This window comes from Aestuariimicrobium soli, from assembly GCF_051192575.1.
GTDB classification, from domain to species: domain Bacteria; phylum Actinomycetota; class Actinomycetes; order Propionibacteriales; family Propionibacteriaceae; genus Aestuariimicrobium; species Aestuariimicrobium soli.
This window is the reverse complement of record NZ_JBPJSQ010000002.1, coordinates 494,495-520,047: the sequence shown is the minus strand read 5'-3', so window position 1 is coordinate 520,047 and position 25,553 is coordinate 494,495. Positions and strand designations below refer to the sequence as shown.

23 protein-coding genes, 1 tRNA gene and 1 rRNA gene are annotated in these 25,553 nt (G+C 69.7%); 17 read left to right on the top strand and 8 right to left on the bottom strand.

Going from position 1 to position 25,553, the window contains the following annotated elements; genetic code table 11:
- Positions 1 to 133 precede the first annotated feature (133 nt).
- From rrf to ACSDQ9_RS03655, 9 genes are all read left to right on the top strand, one after another.
- A 5S ribosomal RNA gene (rrf, locus tag ACSDQ9_RS03695) occupies positions 134 to 250 on the top strand.
- Between the two features lie 341 nt (positions 251 to 591).
- Positions 592 to 2,184, top strand: coding sequence for a GTPase ObgE (obgE, locus tag ACSDQ9_RS03690; RefSeq protein WP_435143706.1), 1,593 nt, complete (start codon positions 592 to 594; stop codon positions 2,182 to 2,184).
- On the top strand, positions 2,177 to 3,301 hold the full coding sequence (gene proB, locus ACSDQ9_RS03685) for a glutamate 5-kinase (RefSeq protein ID WP_435143705.1): 1,125 nt from the start codon (positions 2,177 to 2,179) through the stop codon (positions 3,299 to 3,301). The genes obgE and proB overlap by 8 nt, the downstream gene beginning before the upstream one ends.
- The gene (locus ACSDQ9_RS03680) at positions 3,298 to 3,954 is read left to right on the top strand and encodes a SemiSWEET family sugar transporter (protein WP_435143704.1); all 657 of its coding nucleotides are present in this window, start codon (positions 3,298 to 3,300) and stop codon (positions 3,952 to 3,954) included. The genes proB and ACSDQ9_RS03680 overlap by 4 nt, the downstream gene beginning before the upstream one ends.
- Positions 3,955 to 3,974: 20 nt before the next feature.
- Entirely contained in the window at positions 3,975 to 5,219 is a 1,245-nt protein-coding gene (locus ACSDQ9_RS03675) for a glutamate-5-semialdehyde dehydrogenase (protein WP_435143701.1), read from the top strand.
- 132 nt (positions 5,220 to 5,351) lie between these two features.
- On the top strand, positions 5,352 to 6,062 hold the full coding sequence (nadD, locus tag ACSDQ9_RS03670; protein ID WP_435143698.1) for a nicotinate-nucleotide adenylyltransferase: 711 nt from the start codon (positions 5,352 to 5,354) through the stop codon (positions 6,060 to 6,062).
- Positions 6,059 to 6,463, top strand: a complete 405-nt coding sequence (gene rsfS, locus ACSDQ9_RS03665) for a ribosome silencing factor (protein WP_435143695.1) — start codon at positions 6,059 to 6,061, stop codon at positions 6,461 to 6,463. Before nadD ends, rsfS begins: the two co-directional genes overlap by 4 nt.
- A gap of 2 nt (positions 6,464 to 6,465) precedes the next feature.
- Positions 6,466 to 7,110 carry a histidine phosphatase family protein gene (locus ACSDQ9_RS03660; RefSeq protein ID WP_435143693.1) on the top strand — a complete coding sequence of 215 codons (645 nt, stop codon included), beginning with the start codon at positions 6,466 to 6,468 and terminating at the stop codon, positions 7,108 to 7,110.
- A gap of 101 nt (positions 7,111 to 7,211) precedes the next feature.
- Complete coding sequence (locus tag ACSDQ9_RS03655; protein ID WP_435143690.1) at positions 7,212 to 8,000, top strand: hypothetical protein; 789 nt, start codon at positions 7,212 to 7,214, stop codon at positions 7,998 to 8,000.
- 31 nt (positions 8,001 to 8,031) lie between these two features.
- On the opposite strand, the gene ACSDQ9_RS03650 is transcribed toward ACSDQ9_RS03655, so the two are convergent.
- Positions 8,032 to 8,979, bottom strand: coding sequence for an L-lactate dehydrogenase (locus tag ACSDQ9_RS03650; protein WP_435143688.1), 948 nt, complete (start codon positions 8,977 to 8,979; stop codon positions 8,032 to 8,034).
- A gap of 133 nt (positions 8,980 to 9,112) precedes the next feature.
- Here ACSDQ9_RS03650 and ACSDQ9_RS03645 point away from each other — a divergent pair.
- A tRNA-Ala gene (locus tag ACSDQ9_RS03645) sits at positions 9,113 to 9,185 on the top strand.
- Positions 9,186 to 9,252: 67 nt separating this feature from the next.
- Here ACSDQ9_RS03645 and ACSDQ9_RS03640 read toward each other — a convergent pair.
- The 4 genes from ACSDQ9_RS03640 to ACSDQ9_RS03625 all read right to left on the bottom strand — a co-directional run bounded on the left by ACSDQ9_RS03640 (position 9,253) and on the right by ACSDQ9_RS03625 (position 12,699).
- The gene (locus ACSDQ9_RS03640) at positions 9,253 to 11,292 is read right to left on the bottom strand and encodes a hypothetical protein (protein ID WP_435143685.1); all 2,040 of its coding nucleotides are present in this window, start codon (positions 11,290 to 11,292) and stop codon (positions 9,253 to 9,255) included.
- Positions 11,293 to 11,405: 113 nt separating this feature from the next.
- On the bottom strand, positions 11,406 to 11,783 hold the full coding sequence (gene crcB / locus ACSDQ9_RS03635) for a fluoride efflux transporter CrcB (RefSeq protein ID WP_435143682.1): 378 nt from the start codon (positions 11,781 to 11,783) through the stop codon (positions 11,406 to 11,408).
- On the bottom strand, positions 11,780 to 12,205 hold the full coding sequence (locus ACSDQ9_RS03630) for a fluoride efflux transporter FluC (protein WP_435143679.1): 426 nt from the start codon (positions 12,203 to 12,205) through the stop codon (positions 11,780 to 11,782). Before ACSDQ9_RS03630 ends, crcB begins: the two co-directional genes overlap by 4 nt.
- Positions 12,202 to 12,699: a universal stress protein gene (locus ACSDQ9_RS03625; protein WP_435143676.1), complete on the bottom strand. Its 498-nt coding sequence runs from the start codon at positions 12,697 to 12,699 to the stop codon at positions 12,202 to 12,204. Before ACSDQ9_RS03625 ends, ACSDQ9_RS03630 begins: the two co-directional genes overlap by 4 nt.
- 190 nt (positions 12,700 to 12,889) lie before the next feature.
- Between ACSDQ9_RS03625 and ACSDQ9_RS03620 the strand changes: the two genes are divergently transcribed.
- Entirely contained in the window at positions 12,890 to 13,789 is a 900-nt protein-coding gene (locus ACSDQ9_RS03620) for a 3-methyladenine DNA glycosylase (protein ID WP_435143673.1), read from the top strand.
- Here the strand turns inward: ACSDQ9_RS03620 and ACSDQ9_RS03615 are convergent.
- Positions 13,766 to 14,317: a DUF1707 SHOCT-like domain-containing protein gene (locus ACSDQ9_RS03615; protein ID WP_435143671.1), complete on the bottom strand. Its 552-nt coding sequence runs from the start codon at positions 14,315 to 14,317 to the stop codon at positions 13,766 to 13,768. The two genes, ACSDQ9_RS03620 and ACSDQ9_RS03615, sit on opposite strands and share 24 nt — an antisense overlap.
- Positions 14,318 to 14,594: 277 nt before the next feature.
- Between ACSDQ9_RS03615 and ACSDQ9_RS03610 the strand changes: the two genes are divergently transcribed.
- Positions 14,595 to 15,752, top strand: a complete 1,158-nt coding sequence (locus tag ACSDQ9_RS03610) for a L,D-transpeptidase family protein (RefSeq protein WP_435143668.1) — start codon at positions 14,595 to 14,597, stop codon at positions 15,750 to 15,752.
- Between the two features lie 9 nt (positions 15,753 to 15,761).
- Here the strand turns inward: ACSDQ9_RS03610 and ACSDQ9_RS03605 are convergent, their stop codons facing one another.
- Positions 15,762 to 16,520: a hypothetical protein gene (locus tag ACSDQ9_RS03605; protein ID WP_435143666.1), complete on the bottom strand. Its 759-nt coding sequence runs from the start codon at positions 16,518 to 16,520 to the stop codon at positions 15,762 to 15,764.
- Positions 16,521 to 16,637: 117 nt separating this feature from the next.
- On the opposite strand from ACSDQ9_RS03605, the gene ACSDQ9_RS03600 reads away from it, so the two are divergent.
- Positions 16,638 to 17,615 (top strand): DUF4192 domain-containing protein, encoded by a 978-nt coding sequence (locus tag ACSDQ9_RS03600; RefSeq protein WP_435143663.1) that lies wholly within the window; start codon positions 16,638 to 16,640, stop codon positions 17,613 to 17,615.
- Between the two features lie 11 nt (positions 17,616 to 17,626).
- Here the strand turns inward: ACSDQ9_RS03600 and ACSDQ9_RS03595 are convergent, their stop codons facing one another.
- Positions 17,627 to 18,670 (bottom strand): Gfo/Idh/MocA family protein, encoded by a 1,044-nt coding sequence (locus ACSDQ9_RS03595; protein WP_435143660.1) that lies wholly within the window; start codon positions 18,668 to 18,670, stop codon positions 17,627 to 17,629.
- Between the two features lie 281 nt (positions 18,671 to 18,951).
- On the opposite strand from ACSDQ9_RS03595, the gene leuS reads away from it, so the two are divergent.
- From leuS to ACSDQ9_RS03575, 4 genes are all read left to right on the top strand, one after another.
- On the top strand, positions 18,952 to 21,447 hold the full coding sequence (gene leuS / locus ACSDQ9_RS03590; protein ID WP_435143657.1) for a leucine--tRNA ligase: 2,496 nt from the start codon (positions 18,952 to 18,954) through the stop codon (positions 21,445 to 21,447).
- A gap of 313 nt (positions 21,448 to 21,760) precedes the next feature.
- The gene (locus ACSDQ9_RS03585) at positions 21,761 to 22,435 is read left to right on the top strand and encodes a ComEA family DNA-binding protein (protein ID WP_435143655.1); all 675 of its coding nucleotides are present in this window, start codon (positions 21,761 to 21,763) and stop codon (positions 22,433 to 22,435) included.
- Between the two features lies 1 nt (position 22,436).
- Positions 22,437 to 24,878, top strand: coding sequence for a ComEC/Rec2 family competence protein (locus ACSDQ9_RS03580; RefSeq protein WP_435143652.1), 2,442 nt, complete (start codon positions 22,437 to 22,439; stop codon positions 24,876 to 24,878).
- 39 nt (positions 24,879 to 24,917) lie between these two features.
- Entirely contained in the window at positions 24,918 to 25,553 is a 636-nt protein-coding gene (locus ACSDQ9_RS03575) for a SanA/YdcF family protein (protein WP_435143768.1), read from the top strand.

The window sequence follows — 25,553 nt, the reverse complement described above, 5'->3', positions numbered from 1 at the left end:
CTAATAGGCCGAGGGCTTGTCTCATATCTTCTACAAAGATGCTACGCGTCCACTGTGTGGTTCCCGAGATACGGTCGGGAACCAGTTACAACATGCATATGGTTGTCTGGTGCCTGGAGCATCTCCTTGATGTTTCGGTGGCCATGGCGAAAGGGAAACACCCGGTTCCATTCCGAACCCGGAAGTTAAGCCTTTCAGCGCCGATGGTACTGCAGGGGGGACCCTGTGGGAGAGTAGGACGCCGCCGGACTTACACACCCCCCTGACCTTCGGGTCAGGGGGGTGTACTCATTTCCGGGGTGTTTGCCTGCCGTGGGGTGCGTTTGCCCTCGTTGGGTGTGTTTGCCCGTGTTGCAACGGCGGCGGCTGCACGTTCGGGAGGCAAAGGCGATCCAGGGGCCCTCGCGACCCGACGCCAGGGCCACCGGTAGACTCGGCGGTGGGGTACGGGGTCGTCCGAGCGCACCAGCGTCCGCGAGCCGGACCACGATTCCCACCCCCCCGTTCACCGGGCAGCGTCCACTCAGCAGCATTCCCCTCAGTAGTCTCACCCCCAGCAGCATCCTCTAGCACCATCGGAGCATCGCCACCATGGCCATTCCCAGCTTCATCGACCGGGTCACCCTCACCGTGCGCGCCGGCCATGGTGGCAACGGCTGCGCCTCGGTGCACCGCGAGAAGTTCAAGCCTCTGGGCGGTCCCGACGGCGGCAACGGTGGCAACGGCGGGTCGATCATCCTGCGCGTCGACACCCAGCTCACCACCCTGGTCGACTACCACCGGCAGTCGGTGCGCAAGGCTCCCAGTGGTGAGGCCGGCAAGGGTGACCACCAGAACGGCGCCGTGGGCGAGGACATCGTCCTGTCCGTGCCCGACGGCACGGTGGTGACCGATTCTTCCACCGGCGAGCAGCTGGCCGACCTCACGGGCGAGGGCACCGAGCTGGTCGTGGCCCAGGGCGGCAAGGGTGGATTGGGGAACGCGGCACTCGCGTCGTCCGCCCGCAAGGCCCCCGGTTTCGCCCTGCTCGGCGAGGAGGGCGAGGAGCGCCAGATCCAGCTCGAGCTCAAGGTGGTGGCCGATGTCGGGCTCGTGGGGTTCCCCAGTGCCGGCAAGTCGTCGCTGATCGCCGCGATCTCGCGGGCTCGTCCGAAGATCGCCGACTACCCGTTCACCACGCTGATCCCCAACCTCGGCGTCGTCATCGCCGGTGACACCACCTTCACGGTGGCCGACGTTCCTGGGCTGATCGAGGGAGCATCCGACGGACGAGGCCTCGGCCACGACTTCCTGCGGCACATCGAGCGGTGCCAGGCGCTTGTCCACGTGGTCGACACCGCCACCTTCGAACCCGGACGTGACCCGTTGAGCGATCTCGACGTCATCGAGGCCGAGCTCGCCGCCCACGGTGGGCTGGAAGACCGGCCGCGGTTGGTCGCGCTCAACAAGGTCGACGTGCCCGACGGAGCCGAGATCGCGGCCATGGTCGAGGCCGACATCGCCGCGCGAGGCCTGAAGGTGTTCCCGATCTCGACCAAGTCGGGGGAGGGGCTGCAGCAGCTGATCTTCGCCATGGCCGAGATCGTCAAGCACCGTCGGGCGACCCTGCCCCCGAAGGCGGCGCCGACCATCGTGCTGCGTCCGGTGGCCGCGAAGTCGCAGAGTGAGTTCACCATCAAGCGCCAGGGCGACGGCGACGGCGGCTTCCTGTGGCGCGTGCGGGGTGACAAGCCCGAACGCTGGGTGCGCCAGACCGACTTCAACAATGCCGAAGCCGTCGGCTTCCTCTCCGACCGACTCAACCGGCTCGGCATCGAGGACCAGCTGGCCAAGCTCGGCGCCGTCCCCGGCGATGCGGTCGCCGTGGGCGGTGACGATGCCGTGGTGTTCGACTACGCCCCGCAGATCGAGGCGGGCGCCGAGATGCTCGGCCGCCGTGGTGAGGACCAGCGTTTCGACACGGAGCGCCCCTCGGCCACCCGTCGCCGCGAGGAGGACAAGGCCTATCACGAGGCCCGCGCCAAGTACGGCGTGGTCGGGCGTGACCCGCGTGGGGTGAACTGGCGTGCCGGGGTGCCCCTCGACATCGACGCGGAGGCCGAGGAGCAGTCCCGCCAGAGGGGCGCCGACTTCGGGGACTTCGCCGAGGACTTCAACGAACCCGCCACCGACGACCGTGACTGACCGCCGCGCCCTCACCGGGGCCAGGCGTGTGGTCGTGAAGGTCGGCTCCTCGTCCCTGACCACCCCCGAGGGTGGCATCGCACCCCAGCGCGTCGAGCGACTCGTGCGCGCCCTGGTCGACCTACGCGCCGGCGGCAAGGACGTCGTGCTGGTCTCGTCCGGGGCCATGGCCGCTGGCTACCCGCAACTGGGCATGAGCAGCCGCCCCCGCGATCTGGCCGGCCAGCAGGCCGCAGCGTCGGTGGGGCAGGGGCTGTTGATGAGTCGCTACACCGACCTGTTCGCCGGGCACGGCCTGACCGCGGGGCAGGTGCTGCTCACCGTCGACGACCTCACCCGTCGGGCGAGCTACCGGAACGCCACCCGCACCCTGGGGAGGCTTCTCCAGCTGGGAGTGGTGCCCGTCGTCAACGAGAACGACACGGTCGCCACCCACGAGATCCGCTTCGGCGACAACGACCGTCTTGCCGCCCTGGTGGCGCAGGTGGTGCGCGCCGATGCGCTCGTCCTGCTCTCGGACGTCGACGCCCTCTACACGGCGCACCCGTGCATGCCCGGCGCGGTTCGCATCGATCATGTGCCCGACATCGACGCCCTCGAGGTCGACACCTCACGCGGCGGCAGTCACGTGGGCACCGGCGGCATGACCACCAAGCTGCAGGCGGCCCAGATCGCCACCAGCGTCGGGATTCCCACGCTGCTCGCCTCGGCCGATCGCGCGGCCGATGCCCTGCGAGGCGACCCCGAGATCGGCACCTGGTTCGACGCGGCCGGCAAGCGGCGACCGCGCCGGCTGCTGTGGCTGGCCCACGCCTCCCTCGCCCGGGGGCGGCTGCTGATCGACGCCGGGGCCGTGCGCGCCCTCGTCGAGGGTGGCGCCTCCCTGCTCGCGGCCGGGGTGACCAGGGTCGAGGGTGACTTCGCGGCGGGCGATCCCGTCGAGGTCGTCGGGCCCGATGGTCGCGTCGTCGGACGAGGGCTGGTCTCGTTCTCGTCCGAGGAACTGCCCGCCATGCTCGGCCGCAAGACCGCCGAACTGGCCGAGGCCCTCGGCGCCCAGTACGACCGGGAGGTCGTGCACCGCGACCAATTGATGCTGAACAGGAGGCGGGCATGACGCCCTTGGAGATCTACGGCTGGGCCTGCGCCATCCTCAGCTCGGTGGCCGGCATTCCGCAGCTGCTGCGCCTGGTTCGCTCACGCACCAGCGCCGGCGCCTCGCTGGTGATGTGGCAGGTGACCGTGGCCGTCACCGGCACCTGGATCGTCCACGGGGTGCTCACCGGCGCGCCGAACCTGATCCTCGCCAACGGCGTCGCCTGCCTTCTCGGCCTGCTGGTGCTGTGGTTCGTGCGGGCCGACCGCCACCTCTCGATCGTGCGCACCTTCGCGGCCCCGCTGGCGGGCATCGTGGTGATGGTCGCCACCGACCTGTGGAACCCCGTGGTCTTCGGTGCCCTCATCTCCATTCCTCAGTTGTTCGGCGGCATCGCGCAGTTCCTCGACCTGCTGCGCTGCCGCGACATTCGCGGCGTCAGCATCGGATTCCTCGGTTACCAGGTCTTCGTGCAGGTGATCTGGTTCGTCTGGGGCACGTGGGCGGGCGACATCTCGTTGCAGATGGCGGCCGGCTCGTTCTTCGTCATCTGCCTGCTCAACGCCGTGTGGTGGTTGCTGCGCCGCAACGGGCTGGTCAGGGCCCGTGGACCGCAACCGGACGACGGCCTCGTCGAGCCCAGCGTGCGGACTCCCGCGGCGCCCACGGCGTGACCCTCCTAGGCTCGGATCTCGTGACTGCTTTCACCGACCAGGCCACCGCCGCGCGCATCGCCGCCCGCGAACTGGCTCGCACCGATCGGGCCACCAAGGACGAGGCCCTGCACCTGCTCGCCGACGCGCTGGTGGCCCGCACCGGCGACGTGCTGAGCGCCAATCAGCTCGACGTCGACGCCGCCGAGCAGGCCGGAACCGCCGCCTCCCAGATCGACCGGTTGCGGCTGACGGTCGACCGAGTGGCCGGCATGGCGCAGGGACTGCGCGATCTCGCCTCCCTGCCCGACCCGGTCGGCGAGGTGGCCCGCCAGTGGACGACCGCCACCGGTCTGCACATCAGTCAGCAGCGCGTGCCCTTCGGTGTGGTAGGCATCATCTACGAGGCGCGCCCGAACGTGACCGCCGATGCGGCCGGCATCTGCCTCAAGTCGGGCAATGCCGCCCTGTTGCGCGGGTCATCGTCCGCCCTGCACAGCAACCGTGCCGTGGTCGCGGCGCTGCGGGCGGGGCTCGAGCAGGCCGGCCTGAACACCGACGCCGTGCAGCTGGTCGAGGGCGGCCGCGAGGTGACCGGCGAACTGATGACCGCCCGCGGTCAGGTCGACCTGCTCATCCCGCGCGGGGGAGCGGGCCTGATCGAGGCCGTGGTCACGGGGTCGACCGTGCCCGTCATCGAGACCGGCACCGGCAACTGCCACCTCTACGTCGACCGCGATGCCGATCTGGCGGTCGCGGCCGCCATCACCGTCAACGCGAAGGCGCAGCGCCCCAGCGTCTGCAATGCGCTCGAGACCGTGCTGGTGCACCGAGACGTGGCCGAGGGCTACTGGGCGGCGGTTCGTCCGCTGTTGCACGAGGCCGGGGTCACCGTGCACGCCGACGCGGCCACCCTGGCGCTCAACCCCGACGCCACCTCAGCGACCGACGACGAGTTCGACGCCGAGTACCTCAGCCTCGACCTGGCGGCCCGCGTCGTCGACGATCTGGACGAGGCCATCGCGCACATCCAGGCGCACACCACGGGGCACTCCGAGACGATCGTCACCACCGACCAGGCCACCGCCGCCGAGTTCGCCGGTCGCATCGACGCCGCGGCCGTGCTGGTGAACGCGTCGTCGCGCTTCGTCGACGGCGGCGAGTTCGGGTTCGGGGCTGAGATCGGCATCTCCACCCAGAAGCTGCACGCCCGAGGCCCCATGGGGCTCGCCGAACTGACCTCGACGAAGTATGTCGTCGTCGGGCAGGGGCAGGTTCGCGGCTGAGGGGACTAGGCTGTCGGCCATGATTGCGCTCGTCACCGGTTCCACCCTGCTCGTCGGGGTCATCGCGTTCGTCCTGCTGATGTCCGCCCTCGCCTTCGTGAAGGTCTTCGGGGATTCCCGCCCGCACAGCTGATGTCGTCCCCCATTCCCACCGCTGCCGTGGGCATCAACCGTCACCACGGCCGTCACCGGCTGGGGGTGATGGGTGGCACCTTCGACCCGATTCATCACGGTCACCTGGTGGCGGCCAGCGAGGTGGCCGCCCGGTTCCACCTCGACGAGGTGGTCTTCGTGCCCACCGGCGTGCCCTGGCAGAAGGCGGGCAAGACGGTGTCGCTGGCCGAGGACCGCTACCTGATGACCGTGATCGCGACGGCATCGAACCCGTCGTTCTCGACCAGCCGGGTCGACATCGAGCGGGAGGGCAACACCTACACCGTCGACACGCTGAAAGACCTGCGTGCCGAGCGCGGTGACGAGACCGACCTGTTCTTCATCACCGGCGCCGACGCGTTGGCCGCGATCCTCACCTGGCGTGGCGCCGAGGAACTGTTCGACCTGGCCCACTTCGTGGGTGTCTCCCGCCCCGGTGTGCCACTGGGGCCCGACGACATCGCGCACCTGCCCAAGGACAAGGTGACGCTGCTCGAGGTGCCCGCCATGGCGATCTCGTCGACGGCCTGCCGCGAGCGGGTCAGCGAGGGGCAACCCATCTGGTACCTGGTGCCCGACGGCATCGTGCAGTACATCAACAAGCGCGGCCTGTACGCCCAGGGCTTCGCCAACCCCGAAAACGACCAGCCGGACAACGACCAGCCCGACCCGACTCCAGGAGAGCAGTGACCGCCACCGACGTCGCCCTCGACACCACCAAGCTGGCCGCCCAGGCCGCCTCCGACAAGCACGGACGACACATCGTCGCCTTCGACGTCTCGGACCACCTCGCGATCACCGACGTGTTCCTGGTGATCGGCGCGCGCTCCGATCGGCAGGTCGGTGCCCTGGTCGACGCCATCGAGGAGAAGCTGCTCGAGGCCGGCCTCAAGCCGGTGCGTCGCGAAGGGGAGCGGGAAAACCGCTGGGTGCTGCTCGACTACGTCGACGTGGTCGTGCACGTGCAGCACGAGGAGGAGCGCGAGCTCTACTCCCTCGAGCGACTCTGGAAGGACTGCCCGCGCATCGAGCTGAGCCTCGACGAGCCACCGGCCGACGAGGACGAGTTCGCCGACGACCGGGGCTGGTGACCATGGAGGGCCGGGCCGCCGGTGGCGGCACCACCACGACCCTGCTGCTGTGGCGCCACGGCCGCACCGAGTGGAATGCCGCCGGCCGATTCCAGGGTCAGCACGACGTTCCCTTGGACGAGGTGGGCCTCGACCAGGCCGAACATGCGGCCGAGGCACTGACCCGGTGGCGCCCGCAGGTGCTCTACAGCTCTCCCCTGGAGCGGGCGCGGCAGACCGCCGGCGCGCTGGCCCGGCGCACCGGGCTGGAGCCCCGCCTCGACGACCGGCTCGCCGAGATCAATGTCGGCAGCTGGGTCGGACTGACCCCCGCCGACCTGGCCGGTGACCCCGAGTACGCCAAGGCTGCCCGGGGGGTCGACTTCCGGCGATCACCGAGCGGTGAGACCGCCACCGAGGTGGGGGAGCGCGTCGCCGGTGGCGTGCGCGAACTCGCCTCGTCCAACCCCGGCAAGCGGGTGGTCGTCGCCTCCCACGGGCTGGCGATTCGCATGGGGGTCGGGGCCCTGCTGGGTTGGGACTTCGAGACGACCTGGTGGTTGGGTGCGGTGCGCAACTGCCATTGGGTGGAGCTGTCGGTGTCGGAACCAGCGGCGTCGACGGGCCGTCGCAGGTGGCGGCTCCAGGCCTACAACGTCGGTGGTTGATCCCTCTCGCGAGCGGTGATTCCCGACGCGACAAGGGACGACATGACCCTTCCGTTGCCTAGGCTTGGGTGTTCACCATCCGCGATCCCTGGGAGCAGACCATGACCTTTCCTTCCGCACCTCTGACGCTGCGCAGCGGTTGGGCCCAACGTGTCGCCGCCGGTGTCGTCGCCGTGTCGACGCTGGCGCTGTCGTCCTGCAGCCTGATCGGGGGCACCCAGCAGGGCGCCGAGGGCACACCCTCGGTGGCGGTCACCACTCCGCAGCAGCCCACCGAGGAGTCGTCGTCGTCCGAACCCTCGGACGAGGCCACCTCGTCGGAGCCGACCGACGAGGCCACCTCCGCCGAGCCGAGTGACGAGGCCAGTTCGTCCGAGCCCACCTCGTCGCAGCCGACCGGCACGTTCAAGCAGACGGCGCCGGGCACCAAGCTGAAGTTCGGGCAGGAGGCGATGGTGACCTACGGCACCAGTGAGGAGCGGCGCGGCAACATCATCATCAAGCCGACCTCGATCACCAAGGGCAGCTTCGCCGACCTGGCGAAGATCAAGAACTCCGAGAAGTACAAGGACTACACGCCCTACTACATCAAGGTGACCGTCACCGCCGCCGACGACAGCGCCGCGAAGCTCAAGTACAGCGGTCCGGGAGTCGTGATGAAGCCCTTCACCCCGAAGGTGACCGGCCTCGGCACGCTCACCATCATCGGACGGTTCGACAAGTGTGAGAACGAGTCCTTCGAGGGATCGCCCAAGGCTGGCGACTCGTACGAGACCTGCATCATCGCCATGGCCAAGGCGGGGGAGAGCGCCGCGGGGATCGCCTACGCACCGGCGGGCGGCGCTTACAGCTCGATCAACGGCAAGCCGATCTTCTGGACCGTCGCCTGACGCGACTCCGGCACGACCAGACCTGCGGCGGTCAGTGGCTGATGGCAGCCAGTGACCGCCGCAGCGTGTCGGCCGAGGCATGCAGGCGGGTGGTCTCGTAGGGATCCATGGCCGGTGTCAGCACCTGTTCCACGCCGGCGGCGGAGACGACGCAGGGCAGGCTGAGCGCGATGTCGTGGATGCCGTACTGGCCCTGCAGCACCGTCGACAACGGCAGGATCGACCGCTCCGGGGCCAGCAGGGCCTCGACCAGACGAGCCCCGGCGACACCGATGGCATGGTTGGTGGATCCCTTGCCCTCGATGATGCGGTAGGCGGCGTGGGCGGCCTCGTGGGCCAGTTCGGACAGGTGCTCATCGGTGAACAGCCGGCGGCCGTCGACCGCCCACTCGCGCAGCGGGATCTCGCCGATGGTGGCCGTGCTCCACAGCGGGAACTCCGTGTCGCCGTGTTCGCCGGCGATGGTCACGTGCACGTTGCGCTGGCTGATGTTGAGCTCGCGACCGAGCATCCACCGCAGCCGGGAGGTGTCGAGCATCGTCCCGGTCGAGAAGACCCGGCCGGCAGGCAGCCCCGACAGACGTTGCGCGACCACCGTGAGCACGTCGCACGGGTTGGTGACCAGCACGTACAGGGCGTCGGGTGCCTGCTGCACCAGTTCGGGCAGCAGACGGGAGAGAATGCGGGCGTTGGTCTCGGCCAGATCGAGCCGCGACTGCCCGGGGTGCTGCTTGGCACCAGCCGTGATCACCACCACGTTGGCGTCCTTGACCGCGCTGATGTCTGCCCCGCCCATCACGATGGACGACGTGAACTGCGTGCCGTGGGCCAGGTCGGCCACCTCGGCCTCGACCTTGGGGCGGTCGATGTCGTACAGGGCGACCACGTCTGCCGACCCCCGGATCAGGGCCGCGTAGGCCAACGACGTGCCCACGGATCCGGCTCCGATGACGGCCAACTTGGAGTTCATCCTGCTCATGGGACGAGCCTAGTGCCGGTTGGCTGGGCGGGTGCCCGGCCCGATGTGACAGCTGCCGGCCTCGATGTGACAACCGTTCCCAAGGTGCGCTAATGTTTCGGAGTCCCAAGCGGAGACGCGAGGGGCACACAGCGGGGCTATGGCGCAGTTGGTAGCGCGCTTCCATGGCATGGAAGAGGCCAGGGGTTCGAATCCCCTTAGCTCCACCGCAGCAGCAGTGAACCCCGGTCCTCGGACCGGGGTTCACTGCTTTTGTCGGCTTTCTTCGAGGTCTCAGCCGAACGGGCCCGCCACGGTGGCCTTGCCGATCTGGGTCATGATCACCGACTGCGTGCCCGACCAGACGCCCGAGAAGATGGCCCGGTCGCCCCGCACTGCGATCAGGTCACGGCGGCTGTCACCGCCCAACTGGCCACCCTGCACCAGCCCGATCCACCCCTGCCAGCCCCACCCGATCTTGGTCGTCGAGACGATCCGGCCGGTCGCATCGAAACCGAAGCGCATCAGGCGTCCGTCGGAGAAGGTCGCCACCAGGTCGGGGAGCTTGTCGAGGTTGGCGTCGGCCACGATCGTGGTCAGCACCGCCGTGCCCCAGCCCTGGCCGATCTTCACCCGTGACCCAAAGGTCGTCGCCGAGGTCATGGGATAGCGCCACAACGCGCCGGTCGACTTCTCCACCGCCACCAGCGAACCCTTCGCGCCGCCGATCGGCAGGTGCATCAGGTGCGAGAAGCCACCCCAGCCCCAGCCGATCCGCTTCGAGGTGCTCTTCGACCAGCCGGTCGACGAGGCCGGCGAGAGCCAGAGTTCGCCGGCGCTGTTGACCGTGAGCAGGTCGACGCTGCCCGAGGCGGTCAGCCCGGTGGCGCGCACCAGCTGCCGGGTGCCGGTGAATCCGCGGCCGACGGCGGCGCCGGTGCGGGCATCGACGAGGGTGTCGCCCGAGAGTCCGATCAGGTCGTTGGCGACGGCCCGTCGGGTGACCACGGTGGGGGTGGCCTGTGCGGTACCAGCCCAGTGGGGTGCGATCCATTCGGTCAGCTGCCACGGGAAGGCGTTGATGTCCATGGCGTTGATGCGCGGGGCGACCACGGCATCGGTCTTCCACGGGTTCGCGTTGGGGTCGGAGGCGCGCACCCCCATGCCGTAGGGGTTCTCGAAGTTGAAGGCCATGCAGAAGTTGTTCCGGTCGGTCACCATGCCGCCGTAGGTCTTCACCGCGCGCATGATGGCCGCCGTCACCTGGTCGATGCCGTGCGCCGCGACGTAGGCATCGACGTCGAAGGACTTCGGGAAGGTGAACACCTGACCCGCCTGCGGTGCGTTGGCGTCGGAGGATCGTCCGTCGGTCTGCTTGGCGGGAAAACTGATCAGGTTCTGGCGGTAGTCGGGGAACGTCACGGACACCATGTGGTTGATCACCCCGCGACGCACCTCCTCGAACCCGATCTGGGTGAGTTCGTTGGCCAACCCCACGACGGACGAGGAGCCCTGCACCAGCGAGAGCCAGAAGTTCCGGGAACTCACGTGGCGGCTGGCGGCGTCGCCGTACAGGTAACCGGCCGCCGAGTACTGCCAGACACCCTTGGCGTCCTTCTGAGCGTTGAAGTACGAGCGCCAGATACCGGTGGCGACGTCGAAGATGGCCAGCGAATGGTCACCGCCGTCGGAGGGCTTGGCCCAGGTCGGCAACGGGATCGACCCCGAACACAGCTGCATCAGCTTGGGGAAGTTGACGACCCGCGCATCGGTGGAGTTGAACGTCTGGAACGTCTGGTAGGGATTGGACGAGTCGACCGTGTAGACCGGGATGTTGTCGTTGGCGCGCACGCCCCCACCGATGTTCGACCCGGTGCGCAGCCACTGCAGATCGGGGCCGACGAACTTCGAGGGCATCGCGTTGACGACCTTGGCCATGGTGGCCGAGTTGGTGGCTCTCGGGGCATCGGCGACGCCGCGGGTGGCCATCGTTCCCTTGGCGAGGTAGTGGTCGGGGTGCAGGGGCGACCAGCTCTGCACGGCGGTCAGTTGGGCGCGGGTCTTGGCCGCATCCTTGGTGGCCACGCGCGACACGGTCGAGGCGTCCTGGGTGGCGAAACAGTGGGGACCCTGGGCGAGGTTGCCGCTGGCGGGTTGGTAGAACCAACCGTTCTCGATGCAGCCCCGGGCCGCATTCCAGCCGGTCTCGGTGGTGATGCCGGCGGGTTGCAGCGGAGAGGCGGCGGCGCGAGGGTCACCGGTGGAGGACACCAGGCCGGTGGCGAGGCCAGCGGTGGCGAGGGTGGCGAGGCCGAGGGTGCGGCGCGAGATCATTCAGGACTCCCGAAAGGTCTGTGCGCACCTCCCCGGGAGAGTGTGGCCGGTTCTCGGTGAACCCCGCAAGCAATCTCGAGCAACGGATCAGGGTTGGGCCTCGGTGGTGGCCGTCAGAGCAGCCCTCCCCACCACAGGCCCAGCCCCGCGGCCGCCACCGACGCCAGCAGACCCCCGAGCCCCACGACCACCGCCGCGCGCCGGCGCCCGTCCTGCAGCAGTCTCACGGTCTCGAGGCTCGCGGTGGAGAAGGTGGTGTAGCCGCCGAGGAAGCCGATGCCGATGACCGGCTGCCAGCCGGGTGCCACCAGGTGGTGCCCCAGCACCCCGGTGACCAGCCCGAGGGCGAACGAACCGGTGAGGTTGATGGCGAGCGTTCCCCAGGGGAGGGTGCCGGCGAACAGCCGACCGATCAGGGTGTCGACGGTGAAGCGGGTACCTGCCCCGAGACCACCGACGAGGGCCAGGGCGAGGAAGATGGGGACGGTCATCGTCCCTCCTCGGGGTGACGACCCGACGCGACCACCACGCCCAGCCAGGCGGCCACCACTCCCATGACCACCGTGCCGATGCCGATGCCCAGACCCATTGCCCCGCGCCCCTGCGCCAGCAGGTCTGCCGTTTCGACGGCCAACGAGCTGTAGGTGGTGAACCCGCCCAGGAATCCGGTTCCGGCCAACAGCCGTGCGTGGCGCGTGCGCGTGCCGGGCAGTGGTCGGCGGGCCAGCCGCTCGAGCAACCAACCCAGGGCGAACGAGCCGAGCAGGTTGATGACGGTCACCACCCACGCCACCGTGTCCACGGGCGGCCAGAGCAGACTCAGACCCTCACGGGCCGCCGTCCCCGCCACTCCGCCGAGCGCGACGGTGCCCACGGACGACAACGAGAGGGATGGGCGGGAGCCCCGCCTCACCGCTGACCCCTGTCCCGCGGCGGCACCACCAGCACCGGACGATCCTGGGCATGGGCCAACTGGGCGCCGGCCGACCCCTGGAAGAAGTCGCGGACCGAACCCCACAGCCCCGGCTCGTGCCGGCCGACAACGATCAGGCAGGCGTCGAGTTCCCGGGCGAGTGCGCCCAGCTGCTGGGCGACCCCGCCTGCCCGGGCGAGCCAGCGCGGCTCGATCGCCGGTCGGTCGGCGAGGGCTCGCGCCACGGCGGCGGTCACCTCGTCCGGGATGGTGGGTGGCGACCCGTCGTCCAGATCGGGATCGATGGGCACGCTCACGATGGTGCCGTCGGTCTCGACGCCCAGCGTGTGCCTGGTGGAATCCACCCAGACACACACGAGCGGGGCTCCCAACCGAGCGGCCAGGGTTGCTGCGGTGCTGACGACGGCGGGGGATTGCGTGGCGGTCACCCCGACGATCACGGGGGAGGGGGCCGGTGACGGGCTCTCGGGCATGCGATCTCCTACCTCAGGGCGCGCTCGCGCCAGGTGGTAGGGACTGTTGTCGTTCGCCCCTCGGAGCGAGGAACGTCGAGGTTCGGATCGGCGAGCCCCACCGCCGCGCCGGTGTGTGCGTGGCACCGCACCGGCGTCGTCATCCTATCGCCCCGCCGCCAGCTCGGGCACCCGACTACCATGGACACCCGTGACGAACGAGGTGGAATGGTCGCGTGAGCAGTGGCTCGCGCGCTCAGACGCCCACCGTGACCGCGCCAGAATGGCGTTGGCCTCCGTGGTCGAGCGACGCTCCCGCGGCGAGAAGCACCCCGTCTGGGACTTCCTCTTCGACTACTACCGGCTGCGGCCCTCGGAGCTCGTCGCGTGGAGCCCCGGCGCCGGGGTCCGGCTGTTGAGTGCCCCCGAGTTCGCCGGCCGCAGGTTCTTCACCACGGACGAGGCGGGCGCGGCCCGCGTCGACGTGGCGGCCTTCCTGGGGGTGCGCCGCGGAACCCTGGACTTCACACGTCGCCTGCTCACCGCCGTCGACTCGCGCCCCGCTCACTTCGGGTGTTTCGGTCTGCACGAGTGGGCCATGGTGCACCGGCTGCCGGCCGAGGCGGTGCGCCACGCAGCGGTGCCCCTGCGCCACTCGCCCGAGGAGACCGCGGCGATCGTCGAGGCGCACGACCTGCGCTGCTCCCACTTCGACGCCTTCCGCTTCTTCACCCCCACCGCGGCCCCGCTCAACCAGCGTCCGCTGACCCGCGATGACCAACTCGCGACCGACCAGGGCGGCTGCCTGCACGTCAACATGGACCTTTACAAATGGGCGGGCAAGCTGCACCCGCTGACCTCGTCCGAGCTGCTGTTCGACTGCTACGAACTGGCCTGCGACATTCGCGCCCTCGACATGCGGGCCAGCGCCTATGACCTGGCGGAATGGGGATTCGAGGCCGTCCCGGTGGAAACCCCCGAGGGAAAGGCCGAGTACGTGCGGCAGCAGCGGCTGTTCGCCGAGCGGGCCGAGGGCCTTCGGGCACGACTGCTGGCCGAGATCGAGACCATGCTCGCCTGCGCCCCCTCAGTCGTGACTGGCGGGAGTTGAGGCGCGCATGCGAGGAAAGAAGTAGCAGGCACCCGCGGTGGCCACACTGGCGCCGAAGGCCGCCAGCGCGGCGGACGCGAACTCGGAACCGCCGCTCACCCCGAGCGCGCCCAGCAACATCACCGTGCAGAGCGCGGCACCGAGGCTGATGAAGCCGAGCATCGAGATGACCACGGCACGGGTCACGTCGGCCACCGCCGTGGACGCCGGCGCCGGTGGGCCCGGCATCCGGGGCGCAGGAGCCAGCCGGGTCGGAGCCGGCAGGTCGGCCATCAGCCCTGCCAGATCGCGATTGGTGCGCGCACCGACGGCGCGGCTGGTGCGCTCGTCCAACTCCTCGACGGTCAACCGGCCAGCCGCGAAGTGGTCGGCGAGCTCCTGGCAGACGCGATCGCGTTCGGCATCACCGATCAGTTGACCGGACGACGGCACGTGCGGCCGGGGTCGCTCTGGTGTCCGGTTTCGATCTGGCACCTGAGAAAGATCGGGCAGGGGGTACAGGGGGCGGGGCGTCGCTGGCTGGCTCATGACTCGACTGTGCCCTCGTCGACGGGCGTCTGCGATCGTTGACGGCCGCTTGTGGCCCTCGGGTGCCGAAGACGCCGACCAGGGTCGGGCACGGGCGAGACCGGCGTCGTCCGTGGGTCTGATGGGCGAACACTGAGGGCGGCGTCGAGAGTTCTCAGGGACTTCTTGGGTCATCGGCGGCAACCGGACCGGGGTCGATGCGCGTATTGCTCACGACCGCAGTTATTGTGTTTCAGCGGTCGTTCCCCTGATCGCCCATTCCGTGAGGATCCCCACCATGAAGACTGCATTCCACAAGGCGGCCGCTGTCACCGTCGTCACGCTCGCGGTGGCGCTGTCGGCCGGGTGTGCCAAGGACCAGGGCGCAGCCCACCCCTCGAACCCCCCTGCCCCGGAAAGCAGCGCTCCCTCGTCGACGGCGGCCTCCCCGGCCACCTCCGAGGGGCCGGCCACCAACACCCCCACCCCCACGGACGAGACGTCGACCCCGGCACCCACCTCGGCCACGCCCACGCCCACGCCGACCCCGACGCAGGCCGCGGCCATCCTGAAGAAGGGTGACTCGGGTGACAAGGTGCGCGAACTCAACCATCGACTGCTGCAGTTGGACTGGTACGCCGGCAAGATCCAGCCGACCTACGACGCGGCCACCGTCGAGGGCGTGACCGGCTTCCAGCGCAAGCGCGGCTTCCCGGCCACCGGTGAGGTTGACCAGCAGACCTGGGACAAGCTGGTCGCGATGACCAAGACCCCCTCGCACGACCAGATGTACAACATCCTGCGAGCTGGCCCTGCCCTGTACAAGCAGGGCTCCACCGGTGATGCGGTGCGTCGCATTCAGGTGCGCCTCAAGGAGTTGGCCTGGTACGAGGAGAAGACCATCACCGGCACCTACGGTCCGGTCACGGTGGCCGCGGTCAAGGGATTCCAGGAGAAGCGCGGTATTCCGGTCACCGGTGAGATCGACCAGCGCACCCTCGACCTGCTGGTGGGCATGACCAAGACCCCCACGACCGAAGAGATGTACAACAAGCCGCCGAAGCAGACCACCGGTGCGGCCAAGCTCGACGCCCGCTGCATGACGGGGCGGGCCATGTGCATCGACAAGAACACCCGCAAGCTGGCCTGGGTGGTCGACGGTCAGGTCAAGCTGACCCTCGACGTGCGTTTCGGCTCGGAGTTGACCCCGACCCGCGAGGGCGCCTTCTCGGTCGGCTGGAAGTCGCGCGACCACGTGTCGACGATCTACCACACGCCGATGCCCTATGCGATGTTCTTCTCGGGTGGCCAGGCCGTGCACTACTCGTCTGACTTCGCCGCCCGCGGCTACAACGGTGCCTCGCACGGTTGCGTGAACGTGCGCGACAAGCAGTCGATCATCTGGCTGTTCGACCAGGTGCACGTCGGCGACAAGGTGATCGTCTACCGCTCCTGACCGGGCAGGTCAGCCCTTGACCACGAGTGCTGTCACCTGGCGGCCACTGCCCGCCAGGTAGACAGTCGTGTCACCTTTCGGCTTGTCGAAGATGACGGTGCCGGTCACCTTCTCACCCTCGCTGGCCGTGCCATGGGACAGGCTCTCGGTGCTGCCCGCGGCCGGGTCGTAGTCCTGCGTGGTGGCGTTGTCGAGGGCGAAGAACGAGTACTCCATGGTGCCCGAGGTGATCGACAGTTCCATGGTCAGCTCGAGGCCCTGATCGGTCCACTGCTGGGCGGTGATCGTCCAGAAGCCGTCGGCATCGTCCCGCTCGGAATGGAACGGCACGGCATTGCTCGAGGCCGCGGTCGGGCCGGTCACCGACGGGGTCGACGAACCCGAGACCGACGGCGACGGGGTCGGCGCGACGGTCGGTTCACGACCCACGGTGAACGCGGCGATCAGCAGCCCCACCACCACGACGCCCACACCGCCGGCCACCCACCAGGTGGCCCGGCCCTTGGGCTCGGCGAACTGGTCGATCGAGACGCTGTCGGGGCGCTGCCTGCCGAGAGGATCGTGCCCGGTGGGCTGCTGGTAGGGGTTGGGCTGCTGGGGGTACTGGCCCTGCTGGGGGTACTGGCCCTGCTGGGGGTACTGGCCCTGCTGGGGCGGGTACGGCTGATTCGGGTACTGCTGGGCAGGGTACGGCTGCTGCGGAGGCGTCCCTTGAGGACCAGCCGGCGGACGCCACTGGTGCTGCGGGGGGTGGTTCTGCTGGCTCATCGCCCTCCATCGTACGTGGCGAGGGGGTTGTCCACAGCCCGCTGATGGGTCCAAGAGTTGTCCACAGGCTCCAGAAATAGTTGGGACGAACCGGCCGCTTCGCACCACAACTCAGGCATGGACAAGCAAACACGTGTGCGGGCCACCAGTCCCGCCGACCTGCTGGCGCTCGCGCCCTACCTGCTGGGCTTCGAGCCGACGGAATCCGTCGTTGTGGTGGCGATCGACGAAGGCGTGACAGCCGGCGTCGCACGCTGCGACCTGAGCGACCTCGAGGCGGAGCCCGACCTGGCAGCCCGGGCCTGGGAGGCCCTGAGTTGGCCCTCGCCGGGGGCCCACGCCATCGTGCTCGGCTACGGTCACGACAGCGAGCGGGTGGCCCGGGTGCTGCAGTCGGCCGTGGGCCTCATCGAGCAGGTGGCGGGGGGGCTGCTCGTGGACAGTGTGAGCCTGACCGATGGCCACAGCTGGTGGTCGCTGACCGACGAGTGGCAGTTCGACCCTGCGGCGGGGGAGCCCTACGACATCTGCCCGCCTGCGGTGGTCGAGGCCGTCACGGCAGGTCTGACCTCGTCCGGCACCCGCGACGACCTGGTGCGCAGTGTCGAGGGGCCGAGCCGTATCGGGGGTCGTCCGTTCGCCGCCAGCGTGCGCAGCCAGGAACGGGCCTTGAGGGGGCTCAGTGACGAAGACGGCATCGCCATGGTGCTGGAGTTGTTGTTCCGCGGCATGGCGGCTCCGGCCCAGATGTCCGACGACGAACAGGCCCGGCTGGTCGTGCTCATGCAGCGCATTCCGTGGCGCGACGAGGCCTGGCTCACCCAGACGCGCGCCAACGCGGAGGACCATCAGGTGCTGTGGCACCACCTGGTGGGCAGGACCCCGGCCAAGTGGTCGGTGCCGCTGCTGGCCCTGCTGGGGTTCTCGGCCTGGTTGAACGGGCATGGCGCGCTGGCAAGCATTGCCTGCCAGCGCGCCCTCAGCCTCAACCCGCGTTACGGGATGGCCGATCTGTTGAACACCATTCTCGTCAAAGGTGTCCATCCGCGGCTGTGGGCGTCGATGCCCTCCATCGGGCCCGGACCCGCAGCCTGAGCGGGTGAGCCTCAGAGGCGAACGGCCTCGCCCAGTTCAGCCGAGCGGTACATCGCGTCGACGATCTGCGTGACCTGCAGGGCCTGCGCCGGCTTGGTGACGACCTGACCGCCGGTGCGCACGGCCTCGACGAACTCGGCGGCCTGGTGGGCGCCGGGGTCGAGCTTGGCGTCGGCGATCCAGTCCGGCTTCCAGGTGGTCAACATCTCGTGGTCGGCCTTGTTGACGCTCAAGGGGAAGACCTCGAGGCCGGCCTTGGTGCCCGACAGCGAGATGTTCTCCTTCGACTCCGGAATGTTCACGGCCCACGAGCACTCGAGCATCATGGTGACGCCGTTCTCGAAGCGGACGAAGGCAGCGACCTGATCCTCCACGGTGAACTCCTGGTAGTTCCAGTTGCCCCACATGTTGACGTTGGGCTCCTTGCCCAGACGCTGCGACAGGCTGGCCGAGACCTCGACGGCCTTGGGGTTCCCCATCAGCCACAGCGCCGAATCGAGCAGGTGCACGCCGAAGTCGATCATGGCGCCGCCACCCTGGATGTGCTTGTGCACGAAGGTGCCCCAGCTGGGAATGCCACGCCGGCGCAGGGCCTGCACGCGCACCATGTACACGTCGCCCAACTCGCCGGAGTCGACCACCCGGCGGGCGGCCATCACCTCGGGCATGTGGCGGTAGTGGAAGCCGAAGGTCAACAGCTTGCCCGACTTCTCGGCTGCCTCGAGCATGGCCTGACCCTCGGTGGGGTCGAGCGCCATGGGCTTCTCGCACAGCACGTTGATGCCTCGCTCGAGGGCAGCGATGGTGGCGGGGGCGTGGACGTCGTTGGGGGTGCAGACAATGACCGCGTCGAGGTCTTCCTTGTCGTACATCTCGAGGTAGTCGGTGTAGCGCGCGGCGACCTCGTAGTCGTCCGCGGCCTTCTCGAGCACGTCGGGCTTGATGTCGCACAGCGCGACCAGTTCCGCCGTCTCGTTCTCCGTGAAGCAGGGCAGATGGCGTCCGCGGGCGATGCCGCCGGTGCCGACAATGCCGACCCTGACCTTGTCACTCATGAATGGGGTGTCCTTCGTGGTGGTTGAATTAGTCCAAGACTTAGTCAATCAGTCCCATGGGCGGCCGTCGAGGCGTTCGCGAACATTCCGCAGACGAGGTGCGCACTGTCGAGCACCCCGCCGGGCGGAGTACACTGCTGCCCATGCAGATGGAGTCGCTCCTTCGCTAGCCGCCCACCCGATGGTGGAGCGGCTGTCCTCGATGCCCCCTGGGCCTCGAGGATTTTTCATGTGAGGACGACGACAGGCCCATCCCGGGTCAGACGACGAGAGGGACGACAGTGAGCGAGCAGGCTGGCGAGCACAGCGAACGCCGCGGGTACGTGGCGGCCGAGGCCGAGCAGAAGTGGCAGGCCTTCTGGGAGGCCGACGGCACCTTCCGCGCGCTCGACGACGGCTCCAAGCCACGACGCTACGTGCTGGACATGTTCCCCTACCCCTCCGGCGACCTGCACATGGGTCACGCCGAGGCGTTCGCCATGGGCGACGTGCCCTCGCGCTGGTGGCGCATGCAGGGCTACGACGTCATGCACCCGCTGGGCTGGGACTCGTTCGGGCTGCCGGCCGAGAACGCCGCCATCGCCCGCAACGCCCACCCCTCGGAATGGACGTACGCCAACATCGACACCCAGGCCCGCTCGTTCAAGCGGTACGGCGTCTCGGTTGACTGGAACCGGCGCCTGCACACCTCCGACGCCGACTACTACCGCTGGACCCAGTGGCTGTTCCTGCGGTTCTTCGAGCGTGGGCTGGCGTACCGCAAGAACTCCTACGTCAACTGGTGCCCCGTCGACCAGACCGTGCTGGCCAACGAGCAGGTCGTGCAGGGGCTGTGCGAGCGCTGTCACAACCCGGTCACCAAGCGTCAGCTGAACCAGTGGTACTTCAAGACCACCGACTACGCCCAGCAGTTGCTGGACGACATGGACCAGCTGGAGGGTGGCTGGCCCGACCGCGTGCTGGCCATGCAGCGCAACTGGATCGGTCGCTCCGAGGGAGCGCGGGTGAACTTCACCATCGAGGGACGCGACGAGCCCGTGACGGTGTTCACCACCCGCCCCGACACCCTGTACGGAGCCACCTTCATGGTGGTGGCACCCGACGGGGCGCTGGCGTCCGAGATCGTTTCGGACGAGGCGCGCCCCGCCTTCGAGGAGTACCTGGAGAAGACCAAGCGCGCCAGCGAGATCGAGCGCCAGTCGAGTGACCGCGAGAAGACCGGTGTCGATCTGGGCGTGTTCGCCATCAACCCCGTCAACGGTGCCCGCGTGCCCGTCTGGGCGGCCGACTACGTGCTGGCCGACTACGGCACGGGCGCGATCATGGCGGTGCCGGCGCATGACGCCCGTGACTTCGATTTCGCCCGCACCTTCGGGCTGCCCATCGTCCAGGTCATCGACACCGGTGAGGGCGACCCCGCGCAGACCGGAGTGGCGGTCACCGGCGACGGCGAATACGTGAACTCCGGCGTCCTGGACGGGCTGGTGGGCAAGCAGGCGGGCGTGGCGCGCATGCTGGAGCAGCTGGGCTCCGAGGGCACCGGCGAGGCGACCGTCAGCTTCCGGCTGCGGGACTGGCTACTCAGCCGTCAGCGCTTCTGGGGCTGCCCGATCCCGATCGTCCACTGCCCCGCGTGCGGCGAGGTGCCCGTCCCCGACGACCAGTTGCCCGTGCGCCTGCCCGATGACCTGAAGGGGGCCGACCTGGCCCCGAAGGGCACCTCGCCGTTGGCGGGGGAGGCGGCCCGGGCGTGGCGTGAGGTGGCGTGCCCGACGTGTGGTGGGCCGGCCGAACGCGACACCGACACGATGGACACCTTCGTCGACTCGTCGTGGTACTTCTTCCGCTACTGCTCGCCGGGCTACCAGGACGGGCCGTTCCGCGTGGAGGACGTCAAGAACTGGATGCCGGTCGCCCAGTACGTGGGTGGTGTCGAGCACGCCATCCTGCACCTGCTGTACATGCGTTTCTTCACCAAGGTGCTGCGCGACATGGGCCTGGTCGACTTCGACGAGCCGATGTTGCGTCTGCTGAACCAGGGGCAGGTCATCAACCAGGGCAAGGCGATGTCGAAGTCGCTGGGCAACGGTGTCGATCTGGGCAAGCAGATGGACGAGTTCGGTGTCGATGCCGTGCGCCTGACCGTGGTCTTCGCCGGCCCGCCCGAGGAGGACATCGACTGGGCCGACGTCTCGCCCGCCAGCTCGCTGAAGTTCCTGCAGCGCGCCTACCGACTGGCCACCGACGTCGCGGCACCCGTGGACGCGGAGGCTGCCACGGGCTCGCGGGCCCTGCGCCAGGTGACCCATCGCACCATCGCCGAGGTGACCGAGTTGCTCGGCTCGCAGCGGTTCAATGTGGTGATCGCCCGCATCATGGAGCTGGTCAACGCCACCCGCAAGGCCGTCGACTCCGGGCCGGGCGCCGCCGATCCCGCCGTGCGCGAGGCCGTCGAGTTCGTGGCCCAGTCGCTGAGCCTGTTCGCCCCCTACGTCGCCGAGGAGATGTGGGAGGTGCTGGGTCGTCCGGCTTCGGTGGCGAACTCGAGCTGGCCCACCGCGGACGATTCGCTGCTGGTGGCCGAGTCGGTGACCATGGTCGTGCAGGTGGCAGGCAAGATTCGCGCCAAGCTCGACGTCTCGCCGGACATCACCGAGGCGGAGGCGACCGAGTTGGCCGTCAACGACCCCGGCGTGCAGCGCTCGCTGGACGGTCGTTCGGTGGCGAAGGTGATCTGCCGACTGCCGAAGATGGTGAGCATCGTTCCCGGGGCCTGACGGCCGGGAGTTGTCCACAGCCCCACGATGGGGTCAGGAGTTGTGCACAGGGTCGAAAACTTTCTGGGACGAATGAGGCCCTGCGCACCACAACACCAGTGTGAGCACTGGCACCCTTCACGACCCCACGACCAACCATCCCGCCGAGGACGAGCCGCCGGCGGGCCCCGAGCCTCCGCTCGAGCCCGCCCGGCGGCTCCGTCGCGTGTTGGGGGAGGCACCGCCAACCGAACCACCTGAGCCTGAGTTGCCTGAGGCTGAGTCACCTGAGGCCGGGTCACCTGAGGCTGGGGCCGCGGAACGGGCCTCTGCGGTGACCATCGTGCGCCGGTTCGGTGCGCGCCACCTGGGGGCCATCGGGGTGTTCGTGGTGGTGGCTCTCGTCTTCTGCTCGGTGCAACTGCTGCGGGCACGCACCGACGAGGTGCCGCTCGGGGTGCTCAGTTCCGACCCAGCCCCGTCGGCTTCGGGGGTGGCCACCGGACAGGGCCCCTCGGCGCCATCGCCCGCGAGTCAGGCGACCGTGGCCCCGAGCGATCTGGTGGTGCACGTCGTCGGACGAGTCGCCCGCCCCGGCATCGTCCGGGTTCGTCCGGGTGCGCGCGTCGCCGATGCCCTGGCGGCCGCGGGCGGTGTCGTGACGGGGGCGCAGCTGGGTGATCTCAATCTGGCCCAGCCGATCGTGGATGGCAGCCAGGTGCTGGTCGGGCCCTTCGAGGGGGAGCGGTCGCAGGTTCGCCCGCCCGGCGGCGGCGCTGGCCCGGCGACCTCCGGGGGGTCCACGGGGGCACCCGGGGCGCCACTCGACCTGAACACGGCCACGGTCGAGCAGTTCGAAGCGCTGCCGGGGATCGGGCCGGTCACGGCGCAGAACATCGTGGCCTGGCGCACCCAGCACCAGCGCTTCTCGAGTGTGGAGGAGTTGCAGGAGGTCGACGGCATCGGTCCGAAGACCTACCAGAAGCTGGCGCCCCTTGTTCGGGTCTGACATGCCCGGGTCTGACGTGCCCGGGTCTGGATCACCCGCGTCGGCCCCGCGCCCCGACCTTCGCCTGGTGGGCACGGCCTTGGCCGCATGGGGGGCCGCCTTCGTGACCCTGCCGGGGTGGGGCTGGCCGAGCGCCGTGGCCGTTGCGCTCAGCGTGGTCGTGATGGTGGCGGCGCTGGTCGCCCGTCACTGGCAGTGGGCCGCGATCGGGCTCATGGGGTGCTGCCTGGTGCTCACGACCGGGTTCCGGGTCGGCGCCGTGCACGACGGGGTCACGGCCCAGCTGGCTCGAGAGGGAGCCGCCGCCACGGTCACGGGAGTCCTGACCAGCGATGTTCGCCTGAGCCCCGCGCAGGGGGTGCGCCCGGAGAGCGCGACCGTGGTGCTGCGAGTCGAGCAGATTCGGGCCCGCGGGCGGGTCGTGCGCGGCGGTCCACCGATCCTGGTGAGGGCCTCGGGCGAGCTGGGGCGGGCACTCGCGACGGTGCCAGCGGGTTCTCGGGTGACCCTCGCCGGCCGGTTGACCCCGCCCGAGGCCGCCGATCCCACCACGGGCAGCCTGACCGTCAGGGCTCCTCCCGTGGTGGAGTCCCGACCCGGCCGGTGGTCGTCCGCCATCAACCACCTGCGTGCGGGGCTGGTGAGGGCCACCCGGCATTCGTCCCGCGACCAGGCCGGACTGCTGCCCTCCTTGGTGGTGGGTGACACCTCGCGGTTGCCGATGCAGGTGGTCGACCGGTTCAAGGCCACCGGGCTGACGCACCTCACCGCCGTGTCGGGTTCGAACCTGGTGCTGCTGCTCGGGTTCGGCACGATGGTGGCCACCCGCTGCGGGGCCCGCGGCTGGGTGCTGCGCGGCATCCAGGTGGCGGCGGTGTTCGGCTTCGTGGTGCTGTGCCGCGCCGAGCCGTCGGTGGTGCGGGCGGCGGCGATGGGTCTGGTCGCCCTGGCGGCCCTGGGTCGCGCGGGGGTGGGCCGGGGGCGCGAGCGCTCCCGAGGGCTGCGCCACCTGTCGGCGGCTGTGATGGTGCTGATGGTCGTGGACCCTTGGCTGTCCCGATCCTGGGGGTTCGCCCTGTCGGCCGCCGCCACCGCCGGCCTGATCGCCTGCGCCGGTCTGTACCAGCGGGCCATGCGCTGGGCGCCGGGCTGGCTGGGGGAGGCGGTCGCCGTCCCGTTGGCGGCCCAGCTCGCCACCCAGCCGCTGGTCACGGCGCTGTCGGGCACGCTGAGCGTGTCGGGGATCGTGGCCAACGCCGTGGCCGGGCCGTTCGTGGGGCCGGCGACGGTGCTGGGCATGCTGGCGGCGTTCGGTTCGCAGTTGCCCGGCGTGATCGGCGACACCGTGGGTGGGGTCTTCGGATGGTTGGGCGGCTGGTCGGTGGAACCGCTGCTGCAGATCGCCAGGCTGGGCGACGCCCTGCCCGGTGGGTCTCTGACGTGGCCGGCCAGCCCGGCGGGTCTGGTGATCGTGTCGCTGCTCAGCCTTGGTCTGGCGTGGGTGATGCCGATGGTCCTGAGGCGTCCGTGGGCGGTGGTGGCGCTGGCCGCCGTGTTGGCGATCGCTCTGCTGCGGGCACCGGCGAGTCCCGGCTGGCCCGGTGACTGGCGGGTCGCCTTCTGTGCCGTCGGCCAGGGCGACGCCGCCGTGCTGCGCGCCAGCCGCAGCCAGGCGGTGCTGGTCGATGCTGGCCCGAACCCCAAACCGGTCGTCGCCTGCCTGCGCCAATTGGGGGTGCGGAGCCTTCCGGTGGTCGTGATCACACACTTCCACGCCGACCACCTGACCGGGCTGGCCGAAGTGCTCGACAGTTTCCCGGTCGGACGAGTGGTCGTCTCCCGCGACGCTCCCGGTCTGCCCGCGGCCCGGATGGTGACCGCCTTGGCCCACGCGCACGGGGTACCGGTGACCGAGGCGCGTGCCGGCGAGCGGTGGAGCGTCGGTGAGGTCGCGTGGCACACCCTGCGCACCGGTCCGGTGCCCGGCGCCGTGCTGCCCACCGCCACGGACGAGGCCGCCAACCCCGAGAACTCCTCCGAGAACGACGCCTCCGTGATGGGGGTGGCGACGGTCGGAGCCGGCGATCAGGTGGTGCGTGTGTTGCTGGCGGGCGACTCCGAGCCCGACGCCCAACGGGCCGCGCTGCGGGCCTTGACCGGCCCCGGCGGTGGTGGCACGGGTGAGCTGCGCGTGGATGTGATGGCGATGCCGCACCACGGTTCGTCCCGGCAGGAGCGTCGGTTCTGGCAGGCAGGCGGCGCACAGGTGGCGGTGGCCTCGTCCGGCGTCGACAACGACTACGGGCATCCCGCGGCCAAGGCGGTCGAGCTGGCCCACTCGCTCGGCATGCGGGTGGTCGCCACCAATGAGCAGGGGTCGGTGGCGCTGTTCCGACGAGGGGATCGGCTGGTGGTGGTGACCAATCGTGCGCCGCAACGCTGAGGAACGGCTGGCACACTGGGCGACGTGCGCATCCGCAGACTGGCCGTCGGGCTCACCGCCATCGCGGTCATCGCCCTGGCCCCGGCCGCGGTCGTGCAGGTGGCCGCCGCCGGCCACCAGCACAACGACGTCGCCACCGCACCCGCCAACGACGTGGTGCTCGTGCTGGGTGCCGGGGTGCGCCCCGACGGGCAGCCGAGCGCCTTCCTGCGGGCCCGGCTCGACGTGGCCGCCGATCTCGTGCGGGCAGGCAAGGCCAGGGTGATTCTGGTGTCGGGTGACAACCGGGCACAGAACTACAACGAGCCGAAGGCGATGAAGCGCTACCTCGTCGAGCAGCGGGGCATCCCCGCGGGCAAGGTGGTCGAGGACTTCGCAGGCTTCGACACCTACGACTCGTGCGTGCGCGCGAAGCGCATCTTCGGCGTCGAGAAACTGACGCTGGTCACCCAGGACTTCCACCTGCCGCGCGCCGTCGCCACCTGCCGTCTGGTGGGGGTCGACACCGAGGGAGTCGGCGACCAGACCGCCAAGGTGATCAGCCCGGGCACGTGGCGCTACGGGGTCGTCCGCGAACTGCCCGCCGCGTGGAAGACCCTCTACGACGTGGTCTCCCGCCGCACCCCGACCCTCGGCAGCCCGGAGTCGAGCGTCAAGGACGCGATAAACTCCTGA

Coding starts and splice junctions, on each gene's coding strand:
- nadD (WP_435143698.1), top strand. CDS start 5,352: ATGTCGTCCCCCATTCCCACCGCTGCCGTGGGCATCAACCGTCACCAC.
- ACSDQ9_RS03580 (WP_435143652.1), top strand. CDS start 22,437: ATGCCCGGGTCTGACGTGCCCGGGTCTGGATCACCCGCGTCGGCCCCG.
- crcB (WP_435143682.1), bottom strand. CDS start 11,783: ATGACCGTCCCCATCTTCCTCGCCCTGGCCCTCGTCGGTGGTCTCGGG.
- ACSDQ9_RS03615 (WP_435143671.1), bottom strand. CDS start 14,317: ATGAGCCAGCCAGCGACGCCCCGCCCCCTGTACCCCCTGCCCGATCTT.
- ACSDQ9_RS03600 (WP_435143663.1), top strand. CDS start 16,638: ATGGACAAGCAAACACGTGTGCGGGCCACCAGTCCCGCCGACCTGCTG.
- ACSDQ9_RS03660 (WP_435143693.1), top strand. CDS start 6,466: ATGGAGGGCCGGGCCGCCGGTGGCGGCACCACCACGACCCTGCTGCTG.
- ACSDQ9_RS03605 (WP_435143666.1), bottom strand. CDS start 16,520: ATGAGCCAGCAGAACCACCCCCCGCAGCACCAGTGGCGTCCGCCGGCT.
- ACSDQ9_RS03650 (WP_435143688.1), bottom strand. CDS start 8,979: ATGAGCAGGATGAACTCCAAGTTGGCCGTCATCGGAGCCGGATCCGTG.
- ACSDQ9_RS03610 (WP_435143668.1), top strand. CDS start 14,595: ATGAAGACTGCATTCCACAAGGCGGCCGCTGTCACCGTCGTCACGCTC.
- ACSDQ9_RS03655 (WP_435143690.1), top strand. CDS start 7,212: ATGACCTTTCCTTCCGCACCTCTGACGCTGCGCAGCGGTTGGGCCCAA.
- ACSDQ9_RS03640 (WP_435143685.1), bottom strand. CDS start 11,292: ATGATCTCGCGCCGCACCCTCGGCCTCGCCACCCTCGCCACCGCTGGC.
- ACSDQ9_RS03625 (WP_435143676.1), bottom strand. CDS start 12,699: ATGCCCGAGAGCCCGTCACCGGCCCCCTCCCCCGTGATCGTCGGGGTG.
- obgE (WP_435143706.1), top strand. CDS start 592: ATGGCCATTCCCAGCTTCATCGACCGGGTCACCCTCACCGTGCGCGCC.
- ACSDQ9_RS03680 (WP_435143704.1), top strand. CDS start 3,298: ATGACGCCCTTGGAGATCTACGGCTGGGCCTGCGCCATCCTCAGCTCG.
- ACSDQ9_RS03595 (WP_435143660.1), bottom strand. CDS start 18,670: ATGAGTGACAAGGTCAGGGTCGGCATTGTCGGCACCGGCGGCATCGCC.